Annotated in this window: 21 protein-coding genes and 1 tRNA gene (1 of these 22 running past the window's edge); 4 read left to right on the forward strand and 18 right to left on the reverse strand. The window is 61.8% G+C overall.

All coding sequences use genetic code 11. From position 1 onward, the window contains the following. The 7 genes from alr to rsfS form a co-directional block, all read right to left on the reverse strand. Positions 1–419, reverse strand: the 5' end (the start) of a protein-coding gene (alr, locus tag EOB59_RS07265) for an alanine racemase (RefSeq protein ID WP_128288065.1). 691 nt of this gene lie to the left of the window's left edge; the window shows 419 of its 1110 coding nt (coding positions 1–419); the start codon lies at positions 417–419; the stop codon falls past the left edge of the window. 76 nt (positions 420–495) lie between these two features. Beyond that, entirely contained in the window at positions 496–1017 is a 522-nt protein-coding gene (locus tag EOB59_RS07270; RefSeq protein ID WP_127267091.1) for an RNA pyrophosphohydrolase, read from the reverse strand. A gap of 30 nt (positions 1018–1047) precedes the next feature. Next, positions 1048–2217, reverse strand: a complete 1170-nt coding sequence (locus tag EOB59_RS07275) for a divergent polysaccharide deacetylase family protein (protein WP_128288066.1) — start codon at positions 2215–2217, stop codon at positions 1048–1050. A 211-nt stretch (positions 2218–2428) separates the two neighbouring features. Then, on the reverse strand, positions 2429–3760 hold the full coding sequence (locus EOB59_RS07280) for a S41 family peptidase (RefSeq protein WP_164895603.1): 1332 nt from the start codon (positions 3758–3760) through the stop codon (positions 2429–2431). After that, positions 3761–5098, reverse strand: a complete 1338-nt coding sequence (locus EOB59_RS07285) for a murein hydrolase activator EnvC (RefSeq protein ID WP_128288068.1) — start codon at positions 5096–5098, stop codon at positions 3761–3763. Between the two features lie 123 nt (positions 5099–5221). After that, positions 5222–5704: a 23S rRNA (pseudouridine(1915)-N(3))-methyltransferase RlmH gene (gene rlmH / locus EOB59_RS07290; protein ID WP_127267094.1), complete on the reverse strand. Its 483-nt coding sequence runs from the start codon at positions 5702–5704 to the stop codon at positions 5222–5224. Positions 5705–5731: 27 nt separating this feature from the next. Beyond that, the gene (gene rsfS / locus EOB59_RS07295; RefSeq protein WP_013529073.1) at positions 5732–6109 is read right to left on the reverse strand and encodes a ribosome silencing factor; all 378 of its coding nucleotides are present in this window, start codon (positions 6107–6109) and stop codon (positions 5732–5734) included. A 242-nt stretch (positions 6110–6351) separates the two neighbouring features. Here rsfS and EOB59_RS07300 point away from each other — a divergent pair, with 242 nt between their 5' ends. Continuing rightward, positions 6352–7203 (forward strand): mechanosensitive ion channel domain-containing protein, encoded by an 852-nt coding sequence (locus tag EOB59_RS07300; protein WP_127267095.1) that lies wholly within the window; start codon positions 6352–6354, stop codon positions 7201–7203. A 9-nt stretch (positions 7204–7212) separates the two neighbouring features. Here EOB59_RS07300 and EOB59_RS07305 read toward each other — a convergent pair whose 3' ends face one another. From EOB59_RS07305 to obgE, 5 genes are all read right to left on the reverse strand, one after another. Beyond that, positions 7213–8496: an MFS transporter gene (locus tag EOB59_RS07305; RefSeq protein ID WP_128288069.1), complete on the reverse strand. Its 1284-nt coding sequence runs from the start codon at positions 8494–8496 to the stop codon at positions 7213–7215. Between the two features lie 68 nt (positions 8497–8564). Further along, a complete protein-coding gene (locus tag EOB59_RS07310) occupies positions 8565–9197 on the reverse strand; it encodes a nicotinate-nucleotide adenylyltransferase (protein WP_245486559.1) in 633 nt (210 codons plus the stop codon). Positions 9198–9224: 27 nt separating this feature from the next. Beyond that, on the reverse strand, positions 9225–10511 hold the full coding sequence (locus tag EOB59_RS07315) for a glutamate-5-semialdehyde dehydrogenase (protein WP_128288070.1): 1287 nt from the start codon (positions 10509–10511) through the stop codon (positions 9225–9227). A 3-nt stretch (positions 10512–10514) separates the two neighbouring features. Continuing rightward, positions 10515–11690, reverse strand: a complete 1176-nt coding sequence (gene proB / locus EOB59_RS07320) for a glutamate 5-kinase (protein WP_128288071.1) — start codon at positions 11688–11690, stop codon at positions 10515–10517. Positions 11691–11694: 4 nt separating this feature from the next. Then, a complete protein-coding gene (obgE, locus tag EOB59_RS07325; RefSeq protein WP_127266818.1) occupies positions 11695–12726 on the reverse strand; it encodes a GTPase ObgE in 1032 nt (343 codons plus the stop codon). Positions 12727–12860: 134 nt separating this feature from the next. Here obgE and EOB59_RS07330 point away from each other — a divergent pair, with 134 nt between their 5' ends. Further along, positions 12861–13730, forward strand: coding sequence for an endonuclease/exonuclease/phosphatase family protein (locus tag EOB59_RS07330; protein WP_128288072.1), 870 nt, complete (start codon positions 12861–12863; stop codon positions 13728–13730). A 178-nt stretch (positions 13731–13908) separates the two neighbouring features. Here EOB59_RS07330 and EOB59_RS07335 read toward each other — a convergent pair whose 3' ends face one another. The 3 genes from EOB59_RS07335 to EOB59_RS07345 all read right to left on the reverse strand — a co-directional run bounded on the left by EOB59_RS07335 (position 13909) and on the right by EOB59_RS07345 (position 15664). Continuing rightward, the gene (locus EOB59_RS07335; protein ID WP_164873766.1) at positions 13909–14496 is read right to left on the reverse strand and encodes a GNAT family protein; all 588 of its coding nucleotides are present in this window, start codon (positions 14494–14496) and stop codon (positions 13909–13911) included. 120 nt (positions 14497–14616) lie between these two features. Further along, positions 14617–14886, reverse strand: coding sequence for a 50S ribosomal protein L27 (gene rpmA, locus EOB59_RS07340; protein WP_013529063.1), 270 nt, complete (start codon positions 14884–14886; stop codon positions 14617–14619). 97 nt (positions 14887–14983) lie between these two features. Then, positions 14984–15664: a 50S ribosomal protein L21 gene (locus tag EOB59_RS07345; protein WP_128288073.1), complete on the reverse strand. Its 681-nt coding sequence runs from the start codon at positions 15662–15664 to the stop codon at positions 14984–14986. A gap of 404 nt (positions 15665–16068) precedes the next feature. Here EOB59_RS07345 and EOB59_RS07350 point away from each other — a divergent pair. Together EOB59_RS07350 and EOB59_RS07355 are read left to right on the forward strand one after the other, a co-directional pair. After that, positions 16069–16158, forward strand: a tRNA-Ser gene (locus EOB59_RS07350). Between the two features lie 114 nt (positions 16159–16272). Continuing rightward, complete coding sequence (locus tag EOB59_RS07355; RefSeq protein WP_024502873.1) at positions 16273–17595, forward strand: integrase; 1323 nt, start codon at positions 16273–16275, stop codon at positions 17593–17595. A 1452-nt stretch (positions 17596–19047) separates the two neighbouring features. Here EOB59_RS07355 and EOB59_RS07360 read toward each other — a convergent pair. The 3 genes from EOB59_RS07360 to EOB59_RS07370 all read right to left on the reverse strand — a co-directional run bounded on the left by EOB59_RS07360 (position 19048) and on the right by EOB59_RS07370 (position 23206). Then, positions 19048–20949 carry an EAL domain-containing protein gene (locus tag EOB59_RS07360; protein WP_024502871.1) on the reverse strand — a complete coding sequence of 634 codons (1902 nt, stop codon included), beginning with the start codon at positions 20947–20949 and terminating at the stop codon, positions 19048–19050. A gap of 177 nt (positions 20950–21126) precedes the next feature. Further along, the gene (gene ubiM, locus EOB59_RS07365) at positions 21127–22308 is read right to left on the reverse strand and encodes a 5-demethoxyubiquinol-8 5-hydroxylase UbiM (protein ID WP_024502870.1); all 1182 of its coding nucleotides are present in this window, start codon (positions 22306–22308) and stop codon (positions 21127–21129) included. Between the two features lie 280 nt (positions 22309–22588). Beyond that, the gene (locus EOB59_RS07370) at positions 22589–23206 is read right to left on the reverse strand and encodes a hypothetical protein (RefSeq protein WP_024502869.1); all 618 of its coding nucleotides are present in this window, start codon (positions 23204–23206) and stop codon (positions 22589–22591) included. Positions 23207–23501: the final 295 nt, after the last annotated feature.

A 23501-nucleotide genomic window follows, 5' to 3' on the forward strand; every position in this document is an offset into this window, starting at 1 on the left:
AGTTTTCGGCCGGCGCGGCGAGCCGACACACGCCAAGCCGCCAGTTGCTCGGGGCTGTTGATGACAGCGCAAACGTCCGCTGCCACGGCGTCCGTCTCGGCACCGGGCGGAATGCCGTTCAACACGAAAATGGCAGGGCCCGGACCAAGCGAGCGGCGCAGGGCGACGCCTTCGCCCAGAAGCGCAACGAAGAAGACATCGCAGCCTTCGCGCAGCAGCGCCGCCCCGACCTGGCCGGCGCCGACGCCGTAACCGTCCGCCTTGAGCACACCGGCGCAGGCAACATCGCCCAACCGCGCTTTCAGCCGCCGGTAGTTTTCACGGATTGCACCGAGATCGATGGTGAGGACGGCCCCAGCCGCCAATTCGCTTGTGGCGGTGACCTCTTCTGGCGGCGAACTTTTGGGGGCGTCGTTCATGGCGACCCTTCGCGTGGTAGTGGATACATCAATAGGACCGCCAGGCCGGCGCGGCAACGCGGTTGTTGTATAGCGGCTATTGCACCAGATGCCGGAACGCCGTCACCACATCCTCATAGACATGGCGCTTGAACGGCACGATCAGGTCGGGAAGGTCCTGCATAGGCCGCCATGCCCATTTGTCGAATTCGGCGGTGTGGCCGCCCGGCGGCGGGTTGATCTGGATCTCGCTGACATCGCCATGGAAGCGAAAGGCGAACCATTTCTGCGTCTGGCCGCGATACCGGCCCTTGAAGGCGATGCCGACGAGATGGTCCGGCAAATCATAGTTGATCCAGTCCGGCGCCTCGGCCAGCAGCGAGACGCCTCGCATGCCGGTCTCCTCATAGAGCTCGCGCTCGGCCGCCTGCAATGGCTCCTCGCCCTCGTCGATGCCGCCCTGCGGCATCTGCCAGAGCTGCGTCGTGCCGGCAAATTCGCTGTCCGGTTCGGCAATCCGGTGCCCGACCCAGACAAGGCCCTCGGCATTGAGGATCATCAGCCCGACACAGGGACGGTAAGGCAGCGTTTCGCGGTCGATCTTGTTCGTCTTTGGCATCAGTCAGTCTTTCCAGCCGTCTTACGATGGCTAGCCTTTTTGCGGATCTATAGCCACCGCTGAAATCGGCACGATCTCTATGCCGCGCTTCTTGGCCTCGACCACCCAGGACGACACGGTATCGACCGTCAGGTCGAAGGCCGAACCGATGCCGACGGCAGTGCCTTTGGCCCGCGCGGTCGCCTCCAGGCTGTCGAGCTTCTTCAGGATTTCGCCGCGATCCTGCACGGCATCGATCGCCATGTCGCCGGCGACGAAAGGCACGCCGTCCTTCAGCGCCAGGTCCGGCGCCAGGCTGCGCGCCGACGAGCCGTCATCGATATAGGCGAGGCCGCGTTTGCCGAGCTCGGCCATGAACGGCTCCATCGCCGCCGCATCGGCGGAAAAGCGGGCGCCCATATAGTTCATGACGCCGGTATAGTTGGTCGTCCGCGACAGCGCCCAGTGCAGGCTCTTCAGGTTCTCATCCGCGCTCGCCGCCACCGTCAGCGTGTTGCGGCCCGGATTTACCTTCGGATAATCGAACGGCTCGAGCGGCACCTGCATGACGATCTCGTGGCCGCTCTGCCTGGCTGCCTGCATCCACCGGCCGATGCTGTTGCCTTGCGGCGCGAAAGCCAGCGTCACTTCCGCCGGCAGCTTGGCGATGGCCGCCTGGGTTCCGGTCTGCGAAACCGAAAGCCCGCCGATGACGATCGCCACCCGTGCGCCGCGCCCGCCCGACCAGGGCCGCGCATAGACGTCGAACGGCCGCCTGCCATCCGTGGCGCGCACCGGCAACGGCCCGGTCTCGCTGGTCTCGATCAGCGCCTTGTCTGGAATATGCGCGATCTTCAGGTTCTGGCCGATGGTCGACGGATCGCGAATGACGATCGCTGCCTCGGGCGGGCCATCGCCCTCCTCCGTCTGCACATGGATGATCTGCGGCCCGCCTGATTTGACCGGCGCCTCCGGCTTCGGGGTCGATGCGGGCTGCGCAGGGGCAGGCTCGGCCGCCGCGGTCACTTTCGGCGTTGAAACGGCAACCTCTTGCGGCTTTCTAAACGGTTTTTCCCTGAGCGCGATCGCGCCGGAGACGCCGGCCACCGCCAGCACGGCCACTGTCGCCATGATCGCACCGCCGCTGATCTTGCCGGCGGCGCGCGGCGACCGGACTGCCTGTCCGAGCGGGCGTTCGATGTCCTTGCCGATATCAGCCAAGCCTAATCCCCGGGCACATGGCTCCGAAGACGAAGCCGCTTCGAAAAGGCATGCGCGAATTCATCAATTCCGGCGCACCCCGCGCCATGTCTTGGGAGCTTTGCCTCGCTCCCCGAATCAAACTGCCGGAACCTTTCGGTCCCGGCAGCATCGCATTGCTTCCATCTGGCTCAAACAGAAAGATGAACGGCGCGTGCGCCGCTCCAGATCCTTACTGGTTGAGAACCGCCTTTTGCGGATTGGGCGGGAAGGACGGATTGGTCTTCTGGCCACGCAGCAGCTGCTCGGCATAGAGGAGCTGCAGATCGTCTTTCGGATCCGGCGGCACATAGGCGGCCGAGCCCGAACCCGTCGTGCTCTCGTCGGCGCCCTTGATGTGGCCCTTGAGATCGGATTCGCCACGTGTCAGATCCCTGCCCTGCAGTTCCGGCGGCAGCGGCTGTTCGACCTTGATGTCGGGCGTGATGCCCTTGCCCTGGATCGACTTGCCGGACGGCGTGTAATAGAGCGCCGTCGTCAGCCTGAGCGCACCATTCTCGCCGAGCGGAATGATGGTCTGCACCGAACCCTTGCCGAAGGACTGCGTGCCGACCACCGTGACACGGCGCAGGTCCTGCAGCGCGCCGGCGACGATTTCCGACGCACTGGCCGAACCGCCATTGACCAGGACGATCATCGGCTTGCCGTTGATGTCGTCGACCTGCTTGGGCTTGGCGTCGAAGCGGGTGACGTCTTTGGGGTCGCGGCCGCGTGTCGAGACGATCTCGCCGCGGTTGAGGAAGGCATCGGACACGCTCACCGCCTGGTCGAGCAGGCCACCTGGATTGAGGCGGAGATCCAGAACGTAGCCCTTCAGCTTGTCGTCGGGAATCTGCTTCTTGATGGTGTCGATGGCGTTCTCGAGGTCGTCATAGGTCTTTTCGGTGAAGGAGGTGATCTTCATGTAGCCGATGTCGTTCTCGACCCGGAACTTGACCGCCTTGACCTTGATGATGTCGCGCACGACCGTCAGTTCGATCGGCTTGTCGGCGCCCTGGCGCAGGATGGTCAGCTTGATCGGCGTGTTGACCAGGCCGCGCATCTTGTCGACCGCATCGTTGAGGGTCAGGCCGCGAACCTCTTCGCCGTCGATCTTGGCGATGTAGTCGCCGGCCAGCACGCCTGCCTTGGCGGCCGGCGTGTCGTCGATCGGCGTGATCACCTTGACCAGATCGTTCTCCATGGTGACCTCGATGCCCAGGCCGCCGAACTCGCCCTTGGTCTGGACGCGCATATCCTGCGCCTGCTCGGCATTCATGTAGGAGGAGTGCGGGTCAAGCGAGGCCAGCATGCCGTTGATGGCATTCTCGACCAGCGACTTGTCGTCGGGCGGTGTCACATACTGTGCCCGCACCCGCTCGAAGATATCGCCGAAGATCGCCAGTTGCTTGTAGGTCTCCGACCCTGCAGCGTTCGCCGCCGAGCCGGGCGCGCCATAGACCAGGCTCATGGCGGACGCGCCCATCAGCGCACCGGCAAACAGAAGCGACAGTTTCCGCATTATTCACGTCCTTCCAGAAAAACGGTCCGCCCACCATGGGGCCGGATCGACGGGTTTTCCATCCTTGCGGAACTCGACATAGAGTTCCGGCGTGGCATTTCCATTCTTCGAAACCGAGGTGCTCGCCACCCGGGCCTCTCCCATCGCACCGATCGGCTCTCCTGCAAGCACTGATTGACCGGTCGCGACGCTGATTCTGCTCATCCCCGCCAAAACGACATGATAGCCGTCGCCTGCGTTCAGGATCAAGAGTTGACCATAAGAGCGAAACGGCCCCGCATAAAGCACATTTCCATCCGCCGGCGCGGTAACGATGGCTCCCGATTGTGTCGCAACCATGTCGCCAAGCATCACCACGCCGTTACCGTCATCGGCGCCGAATCGCCGCTTGATACGGCCGGTCACCGGCAGCGCGATCTGTCCCTGAAGGGCCGAAAAGGGCACCGCGGCGGCAAGTTGGTTGCTTTCCGGAACGGGCAGCGACGCCAGTTCCGCCGGCGCCGATGTGTTGTCGCCGCTTGCCGTCTTCTGCTCGGCGGCCTTGGCAGCATCGGCAGCCTTGCGGCTCTTGTCGGCCTGCGCTTCGAGCGACGCGATCAACTCCTTCAGGCTGCCGGCCTTAGCCGCCAGCGCTTCGGATCGCTGCTTTTCGGCGGCCATTTGCGTCTGCGTGTCGGCTTCGAGCTTCTGCTTGGCCTCCAGCAGCATGCCGAGCCGCTTCTTTTCCGCCGTCTGGTCGCCGACCGCCGCCGTCAGCCGCGCCCGTTCGGCCTCGATCGACGCCGTGATCCTGGTCTGTTCCTTGAGATCGGCAAGCAGGCTATCGGTCTGCTGGCGCAGTTCCGGCACCACCGCGCCGAGCAGGATGGCGCTGCGCACCGACGACAGCGCGTCCTCGGGCTTGACTAGGATCGCCGGCGGCGGGTTGAGGCCCATGCGCTGCAGCGCGCCCAGCACTTCGGCCAGAACGTCGCGCCGCGCCATCAGCGAGGCGCGGATCTTCTGTTCCTGGCCCTTCAGTCCTTCCAGCCGGGCGCCGATGTCCTCGATGTCCTGGCCGAGCTTCTGCTCGGTCATCGCCGACTGGATCAATGCGGCGGTGATCGAGGCGTGATCCTTCTTGATCGTCGCGATATCGGCGGAGAGTTTGGCCAATCGTTCCGACGACAGCGTGATCTCCTTCGAGACCCGTTCATATTCGGCCCGGCTCTGATCCGGATCGGGAGCCATGTCGAGCGTGTTTTCCGCCCGCCCCGCATGCAGCGACAGCACAAGCACCGCCGCCGCGATGCCGCAGCGCGCGCGCCAGGAGCCCGTTCTTGATTTTCTGTCTTCAGACATTGAAGCCCGACTCTATGCGTGGCTTCGTTAACGAACAATCAACCATGTTCGAAACCGCCCACTCGATGCAATCTTGCCTCGGCATTGGGGCGGAAATCCGGGTGTACCGCACCAATTCACCGGTTACGAGCGATGATAAGGATGTCCCGAAAGAATGGTGGCCGCCCGATAAAGCTGCTCTCCCAGCATCACGCGCACCAGCTGATGCGGCCATGTCAACAATCCGAACGACATCACCAGTTCGGCCTGGTCGCGCAGCGACTGATCGTGACCGTCGGCGCCGCCGATGGCGATGACCAGCGCCTTGCGGCCACCGTCACGCAACAGGCCCAGGCGCCCGGCGAAATCTTCCGAGGAAAAGCTTTTGCCGCGTTCGTCCAGCAGGATCAAAGCGGTGCCGGGCTGCAACTGCGTCTGCAGTTTCTGGCCTTCCTCACGCCGGCGCTCGTTGGCGGTCTGGCTGCGCCCCTCGGCAATCTCGGCAATGCCGCCAAATTCAAGCCCCACGGCCGGGCCGCTCTTGGCGAAGCGCTCGAAATAGCGGTCGGCAAGCAGCTTTTCGGGGCCGGCTTTCATCCGGCCCACGGCATGAACTGATATCTTCATCCTCGCCTTGTAAGCCGCGCGAACGACTTAGTGGAGCGTTTCTTCCTCGAGGTCCGGCGCCTGCCACATCTTTTCGAGATTGTAGAATTCGCGGACTTCGGGGCGGAAGACATGGACGATGATGTCGCCAGAATCGATCAGGACCCAGTCGGCGCCGGACAGCCCCTCAACGCGCGCGGTGCCGAGACCGGCATCCTTGATCGCTTTGAGAAGATGATCGGCGACAGCCGCGACATGACGGTGCGATCGGCCCGAAGCGACGACCATGTAGTCGCCGAGGCTCGATTTCCCCTGGATGTCGATGGAGACAATGTTTTCGGCCTTGGAGTCTTCCAGACTGGCAAGGACTGTCTTGATGGCGCGGGACACGGCGTCGTCTACGCTGATCCTGGCCGGCGAAGGCATGATATCGGCCTTCTTCCGCAGTGCTGTTCTCAGTGTATTTCCTTTCGCAGCAAGAACAACCAAATCACCCCTTGAAGCAGGTGACACCCCTTAGATAGGCAGAGTTCCCTGACAGTTTCAAGACGGGACCCTGCCTCGGACGAACGTATTGTCGCTCTTGTGGTTCCGCTGCACGCCGGAAAAGATCGGAACCCTCACCGCCCGCATGGGTTATCGGCTCACCGACCAACCGGATTCCCCCCATGCCGATCGACCCGCAAAACGCCTTTCTCAGCGTCCAGGCTGGCCTCGCCCAACTGAGCACGCTGATTGTTTCGTACTCCTTCTCGGCCATCGGTGCCGTCATCCTCTTGATTGTCGGCTACATCGTCGCCGGTCTTGCCGAACGTTCGATCTTCGCCGGTCTCGGCCATATCCATGGTTTCGATGCGACGTTGCGGCATTTCTTCTCCAAGATCGTCCGCTACGCCATCCTGATCCTCGTCACCATCATGGTGCTCGGCCAGTTCGGCGTGCAGACGGCCTCGATCATTGCCGCGATCGGTGCCATTGGCCTCGCCATCGGTCTGGCGTTGCAGGGCACGCTGCAGAACATCGCCGCCGGCATCATGCTTCTGGCGCTGCGGCCGTTCCGCATCGGCGAATCCGTCGAGGTTGGTTCGATCGCCGGCACGATCGAGGAAATCGGTCTGTTCGCGACCAAGCTCAGGACCGCCGACGGCGTCTACATCCTGGCGCCCAACTCGACGTTGTGGAACCAGCCGGTGCGCAACTTCTCGCGCAACGGCGTACGCCGCAGCGACATCACACTCTCCATCGGCTCCTGGAACGACATCGACAGGGCGCAGAAAACCTTGCTTGCCACTGCCGCGGCCGAACGGCGAGTGAAACGTGAGCCGGCGCCGATCGCTTTCGTCTCGACATTGGGTGACAGCACTGTTTCGATTGCCTTGCGCTATTGGACATCGTCGGCGGACTTCTTCGCCACCCAGACTGATCTCACCAAGCGCGCCAAACAGGAATTCGATAGCGAAGGCATATCGATCCCGCTGCCGCCGCCGGAAGCGCCCCAACCCGAAGCCCGCCGGCAATAGTCGGTTGGCTCAGTGCCGGCCCTCATCGTCCGGTGAGAAGGCAAGTTCGACCGGCAAAGGCGCCTGCGCCGTCATCGGTGCGAAACTGCCGGTTTCACCGACCGGGACCGCACCCGTCGTGAACACGCGCAGAAGCACGAACAGGCAGAAGGCTGCGGCGATGAGAACAGCCACATAGATGAAAGCCTGCGTGCCGAAGACGGCCGAAAGCGCCGTCACGATGCCGGGCACGACGAAACCCGACAACGACCAGGCAAACAAAAGCGAACTGGACAGCGCCACCATGTCATCCTTGCCGGCGCGGTCGGCGGCATGTGCGCTGGCCAGCGAATAGATCGATTCCGAGGCGCCGTCCCACACGATGTAGATCACAACCAACGCGGCCAACGCGCCGCCATCGAACCCGAGCGCAAACAGGCCGGCAACCATGGCGAGCGCGGATGCGGCGATCAGCACATAGCGGCGGTCGGTTCGGTCGGAAATCCAGCCAAGCGGGATCTGCAGGATCAGAGTGCCGAGAGGCATCGCCGAAAGCAGCAGCGCCACATCGGCCTGGCTGTAGCCCTTGGCCGTGGCGTGGATCGGCGCGAAGCCCGCAATCGACATCGACAGGCCGCCAACCGCAAGCATCCCGGCGACGCCGACCGGTGAAACCCGCCAGGCACGGCGCAGCGCCACCGAGGCCGCCTGCGGTGCCGGCGGCTGGGCAAGTCGGGTCATCCCGACGGGAAGGATCGATAGCGCCGTGAAGGCGATGCCGATCAGCGGCGCATCCGCTGTCCTGATATCGACCAGCGCCAGCGTCGCGTAGCCGACGCCGAGCCCGGCGACATAGGCAACGTAGAAGAAAGCCATCACCCGGCCGCGGATGGCGTTGGCAACGGCATCGTTGAGCCAGCTCTGCGCAACGATGAATAGACCGCAGATGGCAAAGCCGTAGAGCGCGCGGGCGGCAATCCACAGCAGCGGATGGACCCCGGCGCCGACAGCGGCGTTGGCCAGTGCGATCAGTGCCGACAACACCATGAAGGCACGGGCATGGCCGACCCTTCGCACCAGCGGTCCGGTCAGGATGCAGCCCGCCAGCCCGCCGGCCGAAAGTCCGGTGATGATCAGCCCGGCCCAAGTCGGATCGAAACCCTCGGCGCCGAGCCGAACCGGGATATAGGCAAACATCAGCCCGTTGCCGACGGCTATCAGTGCCATCGACACGATGACGCTGGCAATCGCGATCAGCGGTGTGGGCTCGGCGCCCTGCTCGGCTTCGCTACGGGTTTTCCTGGGAATCGACATGCCTGCTCAGGATTGCCCATGAAACGGGCAAAGGGAGCGATAAAAGCGACATGGGCGGGCGGTCGGGCTCACCCCTTCGCCAGCTTGCGGATCGCACTTGATGACAGCGACGAGCGCGGGCCGTGGATGAAGGTCCAGGCCGGTGCTTTCATGCGGGCAAGCCGCGGTGCATCGCCCTCGTCGATGCGGGCATAGTCGAAGGTCTTGGCGACGACGGAGGACAGGAACGACAGCGTCGCGCCCGGACGGTCGATGACGGCGATCGGGAAGGTCATGACGATCTCGCGCCAGCGCTGCCAGCGGTGGAAATCGCGCAAACTATCCGCCCCCATGATCCAGACGTAGTCGACGCCGGGATTGCGCGCCTTGACCAGCGCCAGCGTGTCGGCGGTGTAGCGGACGTGATGGGCGGTTTCGAAGGCGGTGACCTTGATCTTCGGGTTCTTGGCGATCTGCTCCGACAGCTGCAGCCGTTCGCCGAGCGGCGCCAGTTCCCTGGTGTTCTTCAGCGGATTGCCCGGCGTGACCATCCACCACAATTGGTCGAGCGCCAGGCGTCTGAGCGCGATCTCGGCGACCAGCGCATGGCCGGCATGCGGCGGATTGAACGAGCCGCCGAACAGGCCGACGGCGAGGCCTTTCTCGGCATGCGGCATCTTCAGGTAACGGGAGGGTACCGCCGGTTCGGAAGATGCCAGCATTGCCTCAGGCTCTGACAACGAAAAGATTCAAGGCCTCACCTGTCCCGACCCGCGCACGCGGTATTTGAACGAGGTCAGTTGCTCGACGCCGACGGGTCCGCGCGCATGCATCTTGCCGGTGGCTATGCCGATCTCAGCGCCCATGCCGAACTCACCGCCATCGGCGAACTGCGTCGATGCGTTGTGCAGCAGGATCGCCGAATCGATCTCGTTGAAGAATCTTTCGACGGCTTGCGCGTCCTCGGCGACGATCGCCTCGGTGTGATGCGAGGAAAACGTCTCGATATGCTCGATGGCACCGGCAACGCCGTCGACCAGCTTCACCGCGATGATGGCGTCGAGATATTCGGTCACCCAGTCGGCATCGATCGCCGGCTTGGCATCGAAAAACACTTTCAGCACGTCGGCATCGGCATGGATTTCGCAACCGGCGGCGCGCAGTGCGTCGAGGATCGGCACCAGATGGGTGGAGGCGACCGCCTGGTCGACCAGCAGCGTCTCGGCGGCACCGCAGACGCCGGTGCGCCGCATCTTGGCGTTGACGGCTATCCGCACCGCCATGTCGAGATCGGCCGAGCGGTCGATGTAGAGATGGCAGATGCCTTCGAGATGCGCGAAAACCGGCACCCGCGCCTCGCTCTGCACCCGCCCAACGAGGCTTTTGCCACCACGCGGAATGATGACATCCAGCGTACCGCCGAGGCCCTTCAGCATCTCGCCGACGGCGGCGCGATCGGTGGTCGGCACCAGTTGGATGGCGTCGTCCGGCAGGCCGGCTTCCTTCAGCCCTTCGACCAGGCAGGCATGGATGGCGGCCGACGAATTGAGCGAATCCGAGCCGCCGCGCAGGATCACCGGATTGCCGGCTTTCAGGCACAGCGCGCCGGCATCGGCGGTGACGTTCGGGCGGCTCTCATAGATGACGCCGACGACGCCGAGCGGCGTGCGCACACGCTCGATATGCAGGTCGTTCGGCCTGTCCCATTGCGCGATCACATCGCCGACCGGATCGCGCAGCGCGGCGATTTCCCGGATGCCGTCGGCCATGGCGCGAATACGCGCCGGATCGAGCTTCAGCCGATCCATGAAGGAGGCGGAAAGCCCGGATTCCTGGCCGTTCGAGACATCGATGGCGTTGGCGTCGAGAATGTCCTGCTCACGAGCGACGATCGCCTCTGCCATGGCGAGGAGTGCGGCGTTCTTGGCGGCGGTCGTGGCAATGGCCAGCGGTCGGGCGGCAGCGCGGGCACGACGGCCGATATCGGCCATCGTTGCTACGGTGTCATCCCCGGATTTTTCATGCAGTTTCAGCATGGCTCATCCTCCGCTGGTTACCTGGTCACTGGCCAGTACTTGGTCGCCGGCCCGTACTTGGTCACCCGAATGGCTTACCACAAGGTCGTCGCGGTGGATCATCGCCGAACGCGCCTCGTAGCCGAGCACGGTTTCGATCTCGGTCGTCTTCAGGCCCGCGATCCTTACGGCATCGGCCGCATCGTAGGCAACCAGCCCGCGCGCGATCTCGCGGCCCTCGGGCGACAGGATAGCCACCGTGTCGCCGCGCGAGAAATTGCCGCTGACCAGCTTGACGCCGGCCGGCAGCAACGACTTTCCCGACAGCAGCGCACCGATGGCGCCGGCATCGACCGTAAGCCGGCCGGCCGGTTCGAGCTGGCCGGCGATCCAGGTCTTGTAGCCCTTGACCGGGTTGCTGCTCGGCCGAAAGAAAGTAGCGCGCTCGCCGCGTTCGATCGCCATCAGCGGCGACAACCGCGTGCCCGACGTGATGATCATCGCGGTGCCGGCGGCGGTGGCGATCTTGCCGGCATCGAGCTTCGTGCGCATGCCGCCGCGCGACAGCTCGGAAGCAGCCGCCCCCGCCATCGCCTCGATATCGGGCGTGATGCGGTCGACCACCGGAATGAATTTAGCTTGGGGGTCACGCGCCGGCGGCGCCGTATAGAGGCCATCGATGTCGGAGAGCAGTACCAGGAGGTCGGCGCCCATCATGGTGGCGACGCGAGCCGCCAGCCGGTCATTGTCGCCATAGCGGATTTCGGACGTCGCCACCGTGTCGTTTTCGTTGATGACCGGCACCGCCTTCATCTTGAGCAGCGTCGAGATCGTTGCCCGTGCGTTGAGATAGCGGCGGCGCTCCTCGGTGTCGCCGAGCGTCAGCAGGATCTGGCCCGATTTCAGGCTGCCCTTGCCGAGCGCATCCGACCACGCGCCGGCCAATGCGATCTGCCCGACGGCTGCCGCGGCCTGGCTCTCTTCGAGCTTCAAGGCGCGCTTGCCGAGACCAAGGATCGTGCGGCCAAGCGCAATGGCGCCGGACGAGACGACGAGGATTTCAGCGCCGCCCTTGGCCAGCCCGGCAATGTCGTCGGCGAGCGAGGCCAGCCAGTCGCGATTCAGCCCCGTCGTGCGGTCGACGAGCAGCGCCGAGCCGATCTTGACGGTGATGCGCCGATATTTTCCCAGCGACTGCATCGTCCTACTTTTCCCAGCGCGTCTCGACTGGCGCAGCGATCTGCGCACGCGCCTCGGCCACCACCGACATCAACGCCCGCAGCACCGCCTCGACGCCTTCGCCGGTGACGGCCGACAACAGCATCGGTGCGCGGCCGGCGGCACGCTTCAGCGAGGCGACTTTTTTCTTGCGCGCATCGGCGTCGAGCGTGTCGACCTGGGACAGTGCCACGATCTCGACCTTGTCGGTCAGGCCGTTGCCATAGGCCTCGAGCTCCGCGCGCACGGTCTTGTAGGCTTTGCCCGGATTTTCCTCCTGCGCCGAAACCAGATGCAACAGCACACGCGTGCGCTCGACATGGCCAAGGAAGCGGTCGCCGATGCCGACACCCTCATGCGCGCCTTCGATGAGGCCCGGAATATCGGCGATGACGAATTCGCGCGCATCGATGCGGGCAACGCCGAGGCCGGGATGCAGCGTCGTGAACGGATAGTCGGCGATCTTCGGCTTGGCCGCGGTGACCGCCGCCAGGAATGTCGACTTGCCGGCATTCGGCAGCCCGACCAGTCCGGCATCGGCGATCAGCTTCAGCCGCAGCCAGATGTTGAGCTCCTGCCCCGGCAGGCCGGGGTTGGCGCGGCGCGGCGCCTGGTTGGTCGATGTCTTGAAATGCTGGTTGCCAAAACCGCCATTTCCGCCCTTGGCCAGCAGAAAGCGCTGGCCGACCACGGTCAGATCGCAGATCAGCGTCTCGTTGTCTTCTTCGAACACTTGCGTTCCCGCCGGCACTTTCAGCGTGACATCGGCGCCCTTGGCGCCGGTCATGTTGCGGCCCATGCCGTGGACGCCGGTCTTGGCCTTGAAATGCTGCTGGTAGCGGTAGTCTATTAGCGTGTTCAGCCCGTCGACCGCCTCCAGCCAGACATCGCCGCCACGGCCGCCATCACCGCCATCCGGCCCGCCGAACTCGATGAACTTTTCGCGCCGGAACGACACGGAACCGGCGCCACCGTCACCGGAGCGGATGTAGACCTTGGCTTGATCGAGAAATTTCATGGGATTGTACAGTTTCTACTAGTGGCCTTGCGGCATTGCTCTAAACCTTGGCCCTTGCTCTAAACCAAGGCGCGGCGAAGGGCGAGGCCGTTTTGTGACAATGGCCGCGCGGGATCGGCCGGAGAGATGCCGGAATGAAGCTTGTAACCTACAATATCCAGTACGGCGTCGGCCTCGACGGGCAGTACGATGTCGGACGCATCGCTGATGCCGTGCGCGGCGCCGATGTGATCGCTCTGCAGGAAGTGACCCGCAACAATCCCAGGAACGGCGGCCGCGACATGGTCGCCGAGATCGGCGAGGCGCTGCCCGACTACTTCGCCGTCTATGGCAGCAATTTCGAGGCCAATATCGGTTCGCACATCGACAATGGCCGCGCCATCACGAAAACCTTCCAGCTCGGCAACATGGTGCTGTCGAAAACGCCTATTCATCTGTCGCGCAACCTGCTTTTGCCGCGCAGCCGCAGCTTCGAGATGATGAACTTCCAGCGTGGCGCGCTGGAAGCGCTGATCGAGACGCCGCTTGGTTTCATCCGCTTCTATTCCATCCATCTCGATCACCGCAGCCCCGTCGAACGCGCCAGCCAGATCCAGTTCCTGCGCCAACGCATGCTGAACTACGCGCTCGAAGGCGGCGCGCTGTCCGGCGTCGCCGAGATCGGCCTGCCGGAATTGCCGCATCCCGAAGCCTTTGTGGGCATGGGCGATTTCAACATGTTGGCCGGCTCACCCGAATATATCGAACTCGCCGGCCGGCCGGATCATGAATTCGGCATGCCGCTGACCGCCGACTTCGCCGTCGATGCCGCCTTGCGCTTGAACGCCACCGGCGACGATCTCATCAGCTGGGTCGACCCGAAACAACCCACCGATCCCAGCCGCCACAAGCGCATCGACTACATCTTCACCAGCGCGTCGCTCGCCAAATCCCTGCAGCGCCTGTGGGTCGACCGAAAGGCCGTCGGCTCGGACCACCTGCCGGTCTGGGTCGAACTGGGCTGATCCAAGTTTGCCTCCCATTGGTTTCGCGCCGTACCCGATGTGTGTCGAGATTCAGGTCAGGCCGAGCCGAGAATAGTGGCTTCCGAGAACCGGAGCGGAGCGTACTTTTCGTACGCGAGCACCGGAAGCGCAGGAAGCCGCCATTCGCAGGCCGGCCTCACCTGAATATCGGCACACATCAAAAGTGGACCCAGTTCCGCAGGCTCGTCCAGGTCTTGCGATCGAGCCGGTAGCGCTCGACCGGCACCTGGCCGGCGACAATCGAATTCAGCATGCCCTGGCCGGCATACTGGAACCCGCACTTGTGGATGACGCGGCGCGAGGCGGGATTGATGACCCGCGTCGAGGCATGCAGAACCTGGATCGACGTCCTCTGGAAGGCGAGATCGACCAGCGCGTGCGCCGCCTCGGTCGCATAGCCCTTCTTCCAGTGCGGCTCGCCGATCCAGTAACCGAGTTCCAGCCCGCGATCGGTGGTGTTGAGACCGGCGCAGCCGACGAAGGTGTCGGTGCCGGCCAACGTCAGGGCATAAGCGATGCCGGCCCGGCGCGACTTGGTCATGGCCAGGAAAGAGCGCGCCTCGGGCTCGCCATAGGGGTGCGGCATGCGGGCCAGCATTTCGGCGACATGGCGGTTGTCGGCAAGTTCGACCAGTTGCGCGATATCGCCTTCGTGAGGCGCCCGCATCACCAGTCGCTCGGTGACCAGCACCGGACAATCTATCGCGTAACTTTCGTCTTCTGAGTCTTCCGCTTCGGCAACCATTTGAAAGTCCTCCAGGCACAAGAAAAAGGGGAGATGGAAACCCATCTCCCCTGATCCTTTTCCTGGCTTTGCCAGACACCGGTTCCCGAGATGGGCGCCGGTGTTCTAGTGCGGAACCGGCTACTCCGCGGCTTTGGCAATCGGGTTGACCGATACGTAGGTTCGGCCGTTGGCTTTTTTGTTGAACGTCACGGCGCCGGTCTCGAGCGCAAAAAGCGTATGGTCCGTGCCCATGCCGACATTGACGCCGGGATGCCACGTGGTGCCGCGTTGACGAATGATGATGTTGCCCGGGATGACGGCTTCGCCGCCGAACTTCTTCACGCCCAGACGCTTGGAATGCGAGTCGCGACCGTTGCGCGACGAGCCGCCAGCTTTCTTGTGTGCCATCTAACTAACTCCGTTGCGCCGCAAGGCGCCTAAAAGGCCTTATGAACGCGTTCGCGTTCCGTTTCAAGTCCGATCCGGCGACCAGGTCGCCAGAAAATTACTTCGCAGCCAATTCCTTGGCCTGCTCGCGCCAGTCCTTGATCTGGTCGGAGCTGAAGGACATGTGCTCGTCGATCTTGGCGACATCCTTGTCGGTCAGCTTGGCGAGCTGCGCGAAGGTGATGATGCCCTGCTCGTTGAGATCCTTGGCTGCGACCGGGCCGATGCCCTTGATCACGGTCAGATCGTCCGGCTCACCCTTCGGCGCCTTGAACAGCGGCGCTGCCGCGGTCTCGGCTGCCTTTGTCTCGGCTGCCTTGGCCTTGGGCTCCTTCTTCGGCGCGGCTTCCGCCTGCACCTCGGTGGCGGCCTCGGCCTTCACCTTCTTCGGCGCCTTGACCGATGCCGTCTTCGTCGGCTTGGCGCCACCCAGCAGGATCTCGGAGATCCGCACGGTGGTCAAAAGCTGACGATGGCCGATCTTGCGGCGCGAATTCTGCCGGCGGCGCTTCTTGAAGGCGATGACGGTGCGGTTCTTGCCCTGTTCGACGACTTCGGCGGTGACCACCGCGCCGTCGACGAACGGCGCGCCGAACGTGACATTCTCGCCCTCGCCATGCGCCAGCACATGGCCGATCTCGACCATATCGCCGACATTGGCTTCGACTTTTTCGATCTTCAGGAGATCGTTGGCGGCAACGCGATACTGCTTGCCACCCGTTTTAATGACTGCGAACATTTTTTGCCTTTCGCTGTTCGGTCGGCCTTGATGAACCGCATCTGGCGGTTCGGCCGTCTTTTTGTCAGTCTGCGGGTTCAAAAAACAAGCGGCGCGGAAGAACCCTCCACGCCGATTGCGCGCTGTCCCTAACCGAAGGTTGGGGGCGAGTCAAGGCAAACAGCTGTTGTCGGGACTGTTGTTGGGAGCCGAAGGACCGAGCGTGTCAGCACGACTGCACGGCGTCACCGTCGTCGAGGCAAGGATGCGTGACTGGTCACCAACCTACCCAGGCCTCGCCGCAGCTGAACCGTCGCGAATCCGCTGCTTGCCCGGCAAGCCAAATAACTGACGGATTGGCCTTGTAACCTGCCCGTTCAGCCGTTATCTAGTGCGCCGCGCCGGCAACGGCCGACCATGACCGCGGAGAGGTGGCAGAGTGGTCGAATGCACCGCACTCGAAATGCGGCATGGGTGCAAGCCCATCGGGGGTTCGAATCCCTCCCTCTCCGCCATATAGCTTCCATAAAAATCCTTTCCTTTCAAAAGCTTCCTTGTTGCACTTGACCAGCACGAAGCGAAACATATCTTAGACTGTGTAACAAACTGTGTAACATTAGAGAAAGATAATGCGACGTTCCGCAGCGCCAAAGCCGCATAAACGTGAAGGCATCTGGTATCTCGTCCGCAGGGTGCCGAAGGAATTCGCGGCGTTTGATCGCCGCTGCCTAGTACGCATTTCCACGGGCGTCGCCGTGGCTGACGATCCCCGCGGTGTACGGGCGCGAGATGCAGTGCAAAGCCTCGGCGCGGGGCTGGAGGCGTATTGGCGTAGACTGCGGGAAGGCCAATCCGCCGAGGCGGGGCTGCGTTTCGAAGCCGCGAGGAAGCGCGCGCGGTCATTTGGATTGGCCTATCGCACTAACGAGGAACTAGCAGCGGGGCCGCTCGACGAACTCATGGCCCGTATCAAGCTGCTCCTCGACAAAAAATCGATCGAGGACGCGCAGGACGTCTCGGCCGTCATGGGTGGGGAGAAGCGGCCAGCGGTCCGCCTGAGCGGTCTTATCAAGGAATTCGAGACGATCGAGCAACAGAACTTGCTGGCCATGTCGCCCAACCAAATCAAGAAATGGCGTAACCCCAAAAAGCGCGCAGTTGCCAATCTGGTTGGAGTCATTGGCGACAAGGAGATCGCAAGCCTCACTCGGGACGACGCAATCGCGTTCCGCGAGTGGTGGCAAAAGCGGATCGTTGAGGATGGACTTGATATCGGTACGGCCAACAAGGACATCGGCCATGTTTCGAAAATGCTGCGCGTCGTCGATCTGACTCACCAGCTCAAGCTGGAGCCGGTTTTTCGAAACCTGCGTCTTTCCGGCGCCGTCCCCGGGCAACGCGCTGCGTTCACAGCGGAGTTCATTCAGGAGAAGATACTCGCTGAAGGCGCGCTCGACGGACTCAATGACGAAGCCCGCCATCTAATCTATGTGATTGCCGATACCGGACTCAGGCTTTCTGAAGCGGCAAACCTCACCACCGAAACAATCCACCTCGATCGAGAAATCCCGCATGTGCGGGTGCGCCCCAATGGCCGTCGCTTGAAGACCGGTCATTCAGCCCGTGACATTCCCTTGGTTGGCGGCGCACTTGCAGCCATCAAGCTCCATCCGGACGGCTTTCCTCGTTATCGCGACAAGGCCGCGTCACTTTCAGCGCTCGTCAACAAGGTGCTCGCCAGCAAGGAACTTCTGCCGACTTCCGAGCATAGTCTTTATAGCCTGCGACACACTTTCGAGGACCGGCTGACGGCAGTTGAGGCGCCGGAGAAGGTAATTGCTTCTCTGATGGGCCACAAATGGATCCGGCCCAAATACGGCGCGGGACCTTCGTTAGCGCAAAAGCGCGAGTGGCTCCAAAAAATCGCTTTTACCCCGCCCGGGCGAATGTGATTGCGGCGCCATCCAGGCCTTGAGAACCAACCTCACGGCTCCAGCTGTCCGAGCCATTTAGGTTGAGCGTGGCCAGCACGCGCTGCGCTCGCTCGCGATTTCCGAGCTTCCGCCGCATTTGTTCGACCTCGTATTCCAGCCTTTCGAAGGTCGGTATATAGGCATCTCCATGCCGGATGACCAAGTAGGCGGCAACAGCTAGACACCATTCTAGCTCCGTGGCCGATGGATCGGAAAAAGGGGCGACGCCATACCAAGACGAGCAACGCCTCTCGAGGGCTTCCGAACTAGGCAAACGGCCAGCATGTGGCATGGGAAAGAAACCTATGCCTGATCGACGAACCTAAAGTGCTCACGAAGCTTGACCGGTACGCGGGCCATCGGAGGGTTCTGCCTAAAACCGCCAAAAATTTTGAAACACCCATTCATCCGGCTCGAATTCAAAGGGATCGGCGATTTTTGGGTTATGGCTTGCAAGCATAGTTCAGCCCAGACAAGAACGCCTGATATCTTGTCGTGCACTGTCACCCTGCCAAATATGGTGCCGGCGACAACGGCAGTTTGGCGAGCAGAAGAATTCCCGAGACTGAGACGTTCTACGGCTTGGCCCATGTTCGCGCTCCTCCTCGATTGGAGACAGGATGGGCCATATGGAAGCGAATAAAAGGAGGTTGGTGACGAGTCTCGGTAGTGGAGTAGAAACGGGTGGAAAAGCTTGCGCTATTCGCCATCGGCGCCGCTAAACGCATTTGAGAGAAGGGGCAGCGATCGCCAAGAGATGACGTCCGATCGCAAGCCGGCTAGAAATGCGACAGTGACGCGCCTTTTTTGGCACGACCTTAGCACCCGATCGGGCCTCAGCTGGTCGTCGTTGCGCAGCCGATCGGGTGCGATTTTTATAAAGCTCTCTTGGCTTTAGCTTTGAGAGCCCGTCATCGAGACAAATGCAAGGGAACGGTCGGCCCCCTGGGGACATTCGACATGCCGTGGCAGCTTCCTATGGTGAGCCAGCGCATTCCGATACACGTTTTCCGCGCTCTACCGTTGCTCCAGCACCTGTGCTGAGGCTGAGCGCTTGATCAGGACCCGACCGCTGCTGTTGCGGGATGGTGACTGGGTTGAGGTCGCGAAGACCTTGACCGCGGGTACGTTGTTCATCCCGATGAGCGCTGAGCCGAGAAGCAGCCAAGAACGCTTCCCGTAATCGAATCCTACGGGAACCGCGAAACCAGCGTCCAAAGGACGCAATTCTCCGACGTCGTTCACTCAAGCTCATCTCGCAACTTGAACGCTTGTATGAAGCCGCTGCATGTGCGCCGGTGGACCGGATTGCTGCTATCCAAACCACGTGCTCAGTTTCGCCCCGTAATAACTCTACCGTCCGAAACGGCTTTCGCGCGTCAGGTCCACCCCACATGAAAGTTCCGCGAGCAGCACGGACGGAGAGGCCGGTCACAACTCCTTCGCGTGCTCTTTTACTACCGAATCAAGTGCCAAATGGAGAGGCACTGCCTTAGAGAACAGGAAGCCCTGCGCGGTTCTGCAGCCAAGCTGGTACAGAGTTTGCCGATCTGCCTCTGTTTCAACGCCCTCGGCCATGACCTCGATCCCGAGCGTCCTACCAAGATCAATCACCGCTTTGACAAGCAGCCGATTCTCCCGGGACTTGGCTAAGCCGCGAACGAAGCCCTGATCTATTTTCACCTTCCTGATCCGACTGTCCTTGAGCGATGCCAACGTCGAAAAACCGGTGCCGAAGTCATCGAGCGCGATAGAAATGCCAGCATGTGAAAGCCGGGCGAGCTTTTCATCCACTCTGTCCGGATCCACTGGGGCTTCTTCGGTAATCTCGATGTCGAACATCGTTGCAGGGAGGTCTTTTGCCGCCAGACCATTAAGAATCATCTCGTCAATATCGCCAGCTTCCAACTCGCACGGTGAAACATTCATCGCCACACGAACATCACGACGGTCAGCTTTGACCAAGCCCTCGATAAGAGCGCAACAGTCGGCGAATACCGTTTGAGTTAGCAGCTGAAGCATTCCAGTTTCGCGTGCCGCTGTCATGATCTCGGGCGGAGAAATGGGACCGTGAAGCGGGTGAGACCATCTTAGCAAGGCTTCAAAACTGACGACGGCTTCAGTTTCGAGTCTTACGATTGGCTGAAACCAAGCGACCAAGCTTCTCATCGTTATCGCCGAATGAAGATCGCGTTCGATTGACTGGCGGCGTTGCAACTCCCGGGCTAGCTCGGCATCGAACAGACAAAATTCATTCCTGCCGCGGCGCTTAGCTGTGTAAAGGGCGATGTCGGCCCGCAACAACATTTCCGTTAGTCCGGGGTTTTCAGCCAAGTAGATTCCTATAGACGCTCCAATGCGGACTGATGCGATCCCAGGATAGGGGCGAGCAAGCTTGGCTATGAGATTGGACGCGAGATTGGTGGGAGAAGGAGAATTCTTTCGCGAAGAAAAAACCAGCACGAATTCATCCCCACCGATGCGGGCGAGCGTTGAGCCCTCCGGTGCTTCTTCCTCTATTCGGCGGGCGATCCTGGCAAGCAGCTCGTCACCCGTTCTGTGACCGTAGGTATCGTTGACAGATTTGAACCCGTCCAGATCAATCAGCATGGCCACAAAGGGTCCATCGGTGTTCTCAAACTGATCGATTGCATGTTCGAGGCCCCGCCTGTTGAGGAGCGCGGTAAGATGGTCCTCCCTGGAATTGCGCTCCATTTCCGCGGCAAGCCGCTCGGCTTGATGTCTCAGGCGGCTCGCGTCACGGAAGCGCGCTTGTCCAACGAACGAGGATCGAACCAGGCCGCCCTCGAAAAGCAGGACGGCAAAAGCCAGAATGTAGTTTTCCGGGGCTCCCTTCGTCAGCAAACATGCGGCGGCAATGAGGAGTGGCGGTGTGATGAAGCATATCGCTGCCGCAGCATATGAGCTGCCGTACGTGACCGCGCCAGCTGAAATGCCCGCCAGAATTATTAGATGCAGCGATGCTTGAGACGTCGTGTATCCAGCCGTTAGGACGGCAAGGAATGACCAGGTGAATCCCGCCAGAAGAGCAAGCCTGCCAAACCAGCGAAGCCGCAGCCAAACCCGTGTCAGATCATCCTGGACTCCGGGTTCCTTCAGCTGATGACGGGCGAGTGCAAGGCGGGCGGCATTTATCGCATTAACGACCGAAAACCAGGCCGCGCCAGCAAGACCGTTCCCGGAAAGGGCCTGCACGGTCAAAATCAGCCCGGACAGCACAATGCTTATCGGCATTGAGACGAAAAGGCCTGCCCTCAGATCAGCGAGCTGGTCCTGAAGGATTCTCGCCTCCAGCGGATCTTCTTTTTCCAAGGCTGGACGGGTCAGCTTGCTTACTCCTGCTTGTCCGCAGCCTATGCAGCCCCCCTGAAGGACGGGTTAATTCTTCAATCGGAGATCAGCGTCGGGGAGCAGGATTACTCCGGTGCATCATGCACTCTCTCCCATCGCTCGCCCAGCACGCGCAAAAATGCGACTGCTGGTGCAGTATCACCGCTGGAGCTCCGCCGAAATCCCATGCCGGACAAGGGGAACATGTTGGGCAAAGCGAAGCCCCAGATGCCTTGCAAGCCGTGCCGCCAGGTGGTCTCTGGAGTAGAGTCCAACCAATATGTTCGTTGCATGGTAGAGCGGCGCCGCCGACAGGCGCAGCCGCCTTTCGTATATATGCAGCATGTCGGGGTCGCCAACATTGCGGCCGTCGCGGCACGCAGTCATGATTCCACGGGCGAGTTGCTTCTGGCTGCTGAGACCGATGTTGAACCCGTGAGCGGTCACCGGGTGCATGCCGATGGCAGCGTCGCCGATGAGTGCGGCGCTCGGCGCCCGGAATTTGTGCGCCCAGGTCGTGACCAGCGGATAGGTGTGGCGCTTGCTTGCCAAGGTCATTTTTCCAAGGCGCCCTCGACACCGTTTCGTCAACTCCGACAGGAACAAATCATCATCGAAGGCAAGCAGTCTATAGGCCTCGTTTGAGCGCAATGTGAGCAGCAGCGACGACATGCCCTCCGCTAGGGGCAATATCGCTATCGTCTGATGGTGATCGAACCATTCGATGGCGATCTGGTGGTGGGCGCGCTCGTGCCTCACTCGGCAAATCAGCATCGAGTGGCCAAGCCGGTTGATATCGGCGCCGATGCCTAGCAGATCACGCGTGGCGGACAAACGCGAATCCGCGGCAACAACCAGCCGAGCAGTTAAACGCGCGCCATTAGAGAGCGTTACGACTGCTCCTTCTTGGCTGTTTGTTGCATCGACGACCGAGTGGCCGCACAACAGCCGGGCGCGATCCTGCAAGCGGACGATTTTGAACAGCGCCTCGCGGATCCGGCAATTTGGAACCAAAACCCCCAGCGGTTCTCCAGAGTTGCTGGGAGGATCGAAACGAAGAGCGAATGCGCTCGAGCCGTTGAGCACGCGCGCGCCTTGAAGTGCTGATTTGTCCGAAGCCGGAATGACATCCCAGGCGCCGAGCTCGCGAAGGGTTCTGATCGAAGCGTTGGTCAGCGCGATTTCGCGACCATCGAAAGCCGGATTCGCCAGACTATCGAATGTGTTCTGTTCAACAACTGCCACCTTGAGTTCGCTTTGGGCAAGCGACGCAGCGAACGAAAGGCCGACCGGGCCGGCTCCAACGACAACGATGTCAAAATTATCGTCAGAGCCCATCAGCGTGCCGCCATCCGGTCGCCTATCCTCGTGTAACGGTGAAACTGAGCCGAGTGACATGAGCTCCGTGCCCGCCGCATTGCCTAAAGGCGCTGGGCCGGGAGATTCGCATCGATCGGCAACGAAGCACTCAAAGCGCTCAGAGGTGGATGCGGCTAACCGATCCCGCCCTTTCGCCGCGCAGCCGCGCAGATCGCCGCCAGCAAGCGAGACACTCGCGACGCTGGTCAGCGACGGCCGCGCCGCATCGATCGCCACATTCCACCTGGAACCCTTGCGCATACTACTCACGCTCCACGACGTCGAAGCGGGCTCTCTTGCGAGGGTGAGGGTATCGAACGTAGCGCTCTCTCTCGTCATCCCAGCCAAGGTAGCGGAAACTTTTATCCACGACCGCGCATATCTCATCAAGAACCTGCTGCATGGCTTCGATGTCGATGTCCTTGCAATTCAGTCGCCGATAGAGCAAAGCCCACGCGGCGACATAGTCGTCGAAATAGCGCGCGTCACTCGAACCAATGATCAACTTCGGACGGTTGATCGATCTCGAAAACGCACGTCCCAACCCCGATGATGCTCCGCAGCACGTTGACATCACGAGGATCTTCGGCGCTGGATGCGAGCCCTGGAACATTTTTACGAAGTCAGCCCAAAGAAGGCCACTTCGCCCACTGGACGAAGCGATCCCGTCACCATTGCCGTGCCCGGCGATGTGAAGCACGTCGCACTCCGCCTCCATCGCTCGTACTACAGCCTCACCAAATTTCGTTCGGTTCAACGCCATGTGGAGCTCCGCGCGGATGTTGACAGCCTTTAACAAGTGCTGCACGATCGGTCCCTCTTGCCTGTCGGCGAAGTAGTCATTTGCATTGTGGCAGTCGATGATGTGTACGGTGTTCATGGTACTCCAGCCGCTTGTTCGTTCATCGTCGTGACGAGCGGACACCACGCGCGCGGAACCGCGTGACGTGCGCTGGGTTCCGGTACCGTCGCATAGCCTCAAGGCGCGGGCCGGGAATCGGGATGGATCGGCAACGACGCACACAACCCATCAAAGGCGAAAGCTGTTGATCGGCCCCCCTGTCCGCGCAGCCACGCGGATGGTCAGCCAGCAAGCGAGATACACACGACGCCGGTCAGCTAATGGCTGCGCCGTAAGCACAAGGCATGGCCGACCACACGACAGAAAACCCAGA

Origin of the sequence: Mesorhizobium sp. M7A.F.Ca.MR.176.00.0.0 (assembly GCF_004023165.1) — a bacterium.
GTDB lineage: Bacteria > Pseudomonadota > Alphaproteobacteria > Rhizobiales > Rhizobiaceae > Mesorhizobium.

Coding starts and splice junctions, on each gene's coding strand:
- EOB59_RS07270 (WP_127267091.1), bottom strand. CDS start 1,017: ATGCCAAAGACGAACAAGATCGACCGCGAAACGCTGCCTTACCGTCCC.
- EOB59_RS07285 (WP_128288068.1), bottom strand. CDS start 5,098: ATGTCTGAAGACAGAAAATCAAGAACGGGCTCCTGGCGCGCGCGCTGC.
- rlmH (WP_127267094.1), bottom strand. CDS start 5,704: ATGAAGATATCAGTTCATGCCGTGGGCCGGATGAAAGCCGGCCCCGAA.
- rsfS (WP_013529073.1), bottom strand. CDS start 6,109: ATGCCTTCGCCGGCCAGGATCAGCGTAGACGACGCCGTGTCCCGCGCC.
- EOB59_RS07300 (WP_127267095.1), top strand. CDS start 6,352: ATGCCGATCGACCCGCAAAACGCCTTTCTCAGCGTCCAGGCTGGCCTC.
- EOB59_RS07305 (WP_128288069.1), bottom strand. CDS start 8,496: ATGTCGATTCCCAGGAAAACCCGTAGCGAAGCCGAGCAGGGCGCCGAG.
- EOB59_RS07310 (WP_245486559.1), bottom strand. CDS start 9,197: ATGCTGGCATCTTCCGAACCGGCGGTACCCTCCCGTTACCTGAAGATG.
- EOB59_RS07315 (WP_128288070.1), bottom strand. CDS start 10,511: ATGCTGAAACTGCATGAAAAATCCGGGGATGACACCGTAGCAACGATG.
- proB (WP_128288071.1), bottom strand. CDS start 11,690: ATGCAGTCGCTGGGAAAATATCGGCGCATCACCGTCAAGATCGGCTCG.
- obgE (WP_127266818.1), bottom strand. CDS start 12,726: ATGAAATTTCTCGATCAAGCCAAGGTCTACATCCGCTCCGGTGACGGT.
- EOB59_RS07330 (WP_128288072.1), top strand. CDS start 12,861: ATGAAGCTTGTAACCTACAATATCCAGTACGGCGTCGGCCTCGACGGG.
- EOB59_RS07335 (WP_164873766.1), bottom strand. CDS start 14,496: ATGGTTGCCGAAGCGGAAGACTCAGAAGACGAAAGTTACGCGATAGAT.
- rpmA (WP_013529063.1), bottom strand. CDS start 14,886: ATGGCACACAAGAAAGCTGGCGGCTCGTCGCGCAACGGTCGCGACTCG.
- EOB59_RS07345 (WP_128288073.1), bottom strand. CDS start 15,664: ATGTTCGCAGTCATTAAAACGGGTGGCAAGCAGTATCGCGTTGCCGCC.
- EOB59_RS07355 (WP_024502873.1), top strand. CDS start 16,273: ATGCGACGTTCCGCAGCGCCAAAGCCGCATAAACGTGAAGGCATCTGG.
- EOB59_RS07370 (WP_024502869.1), bottom strand. CDS start 23,206: ATGAACACCGTACACATCATCGACTGCCACAATGCAAATGACTACTTC.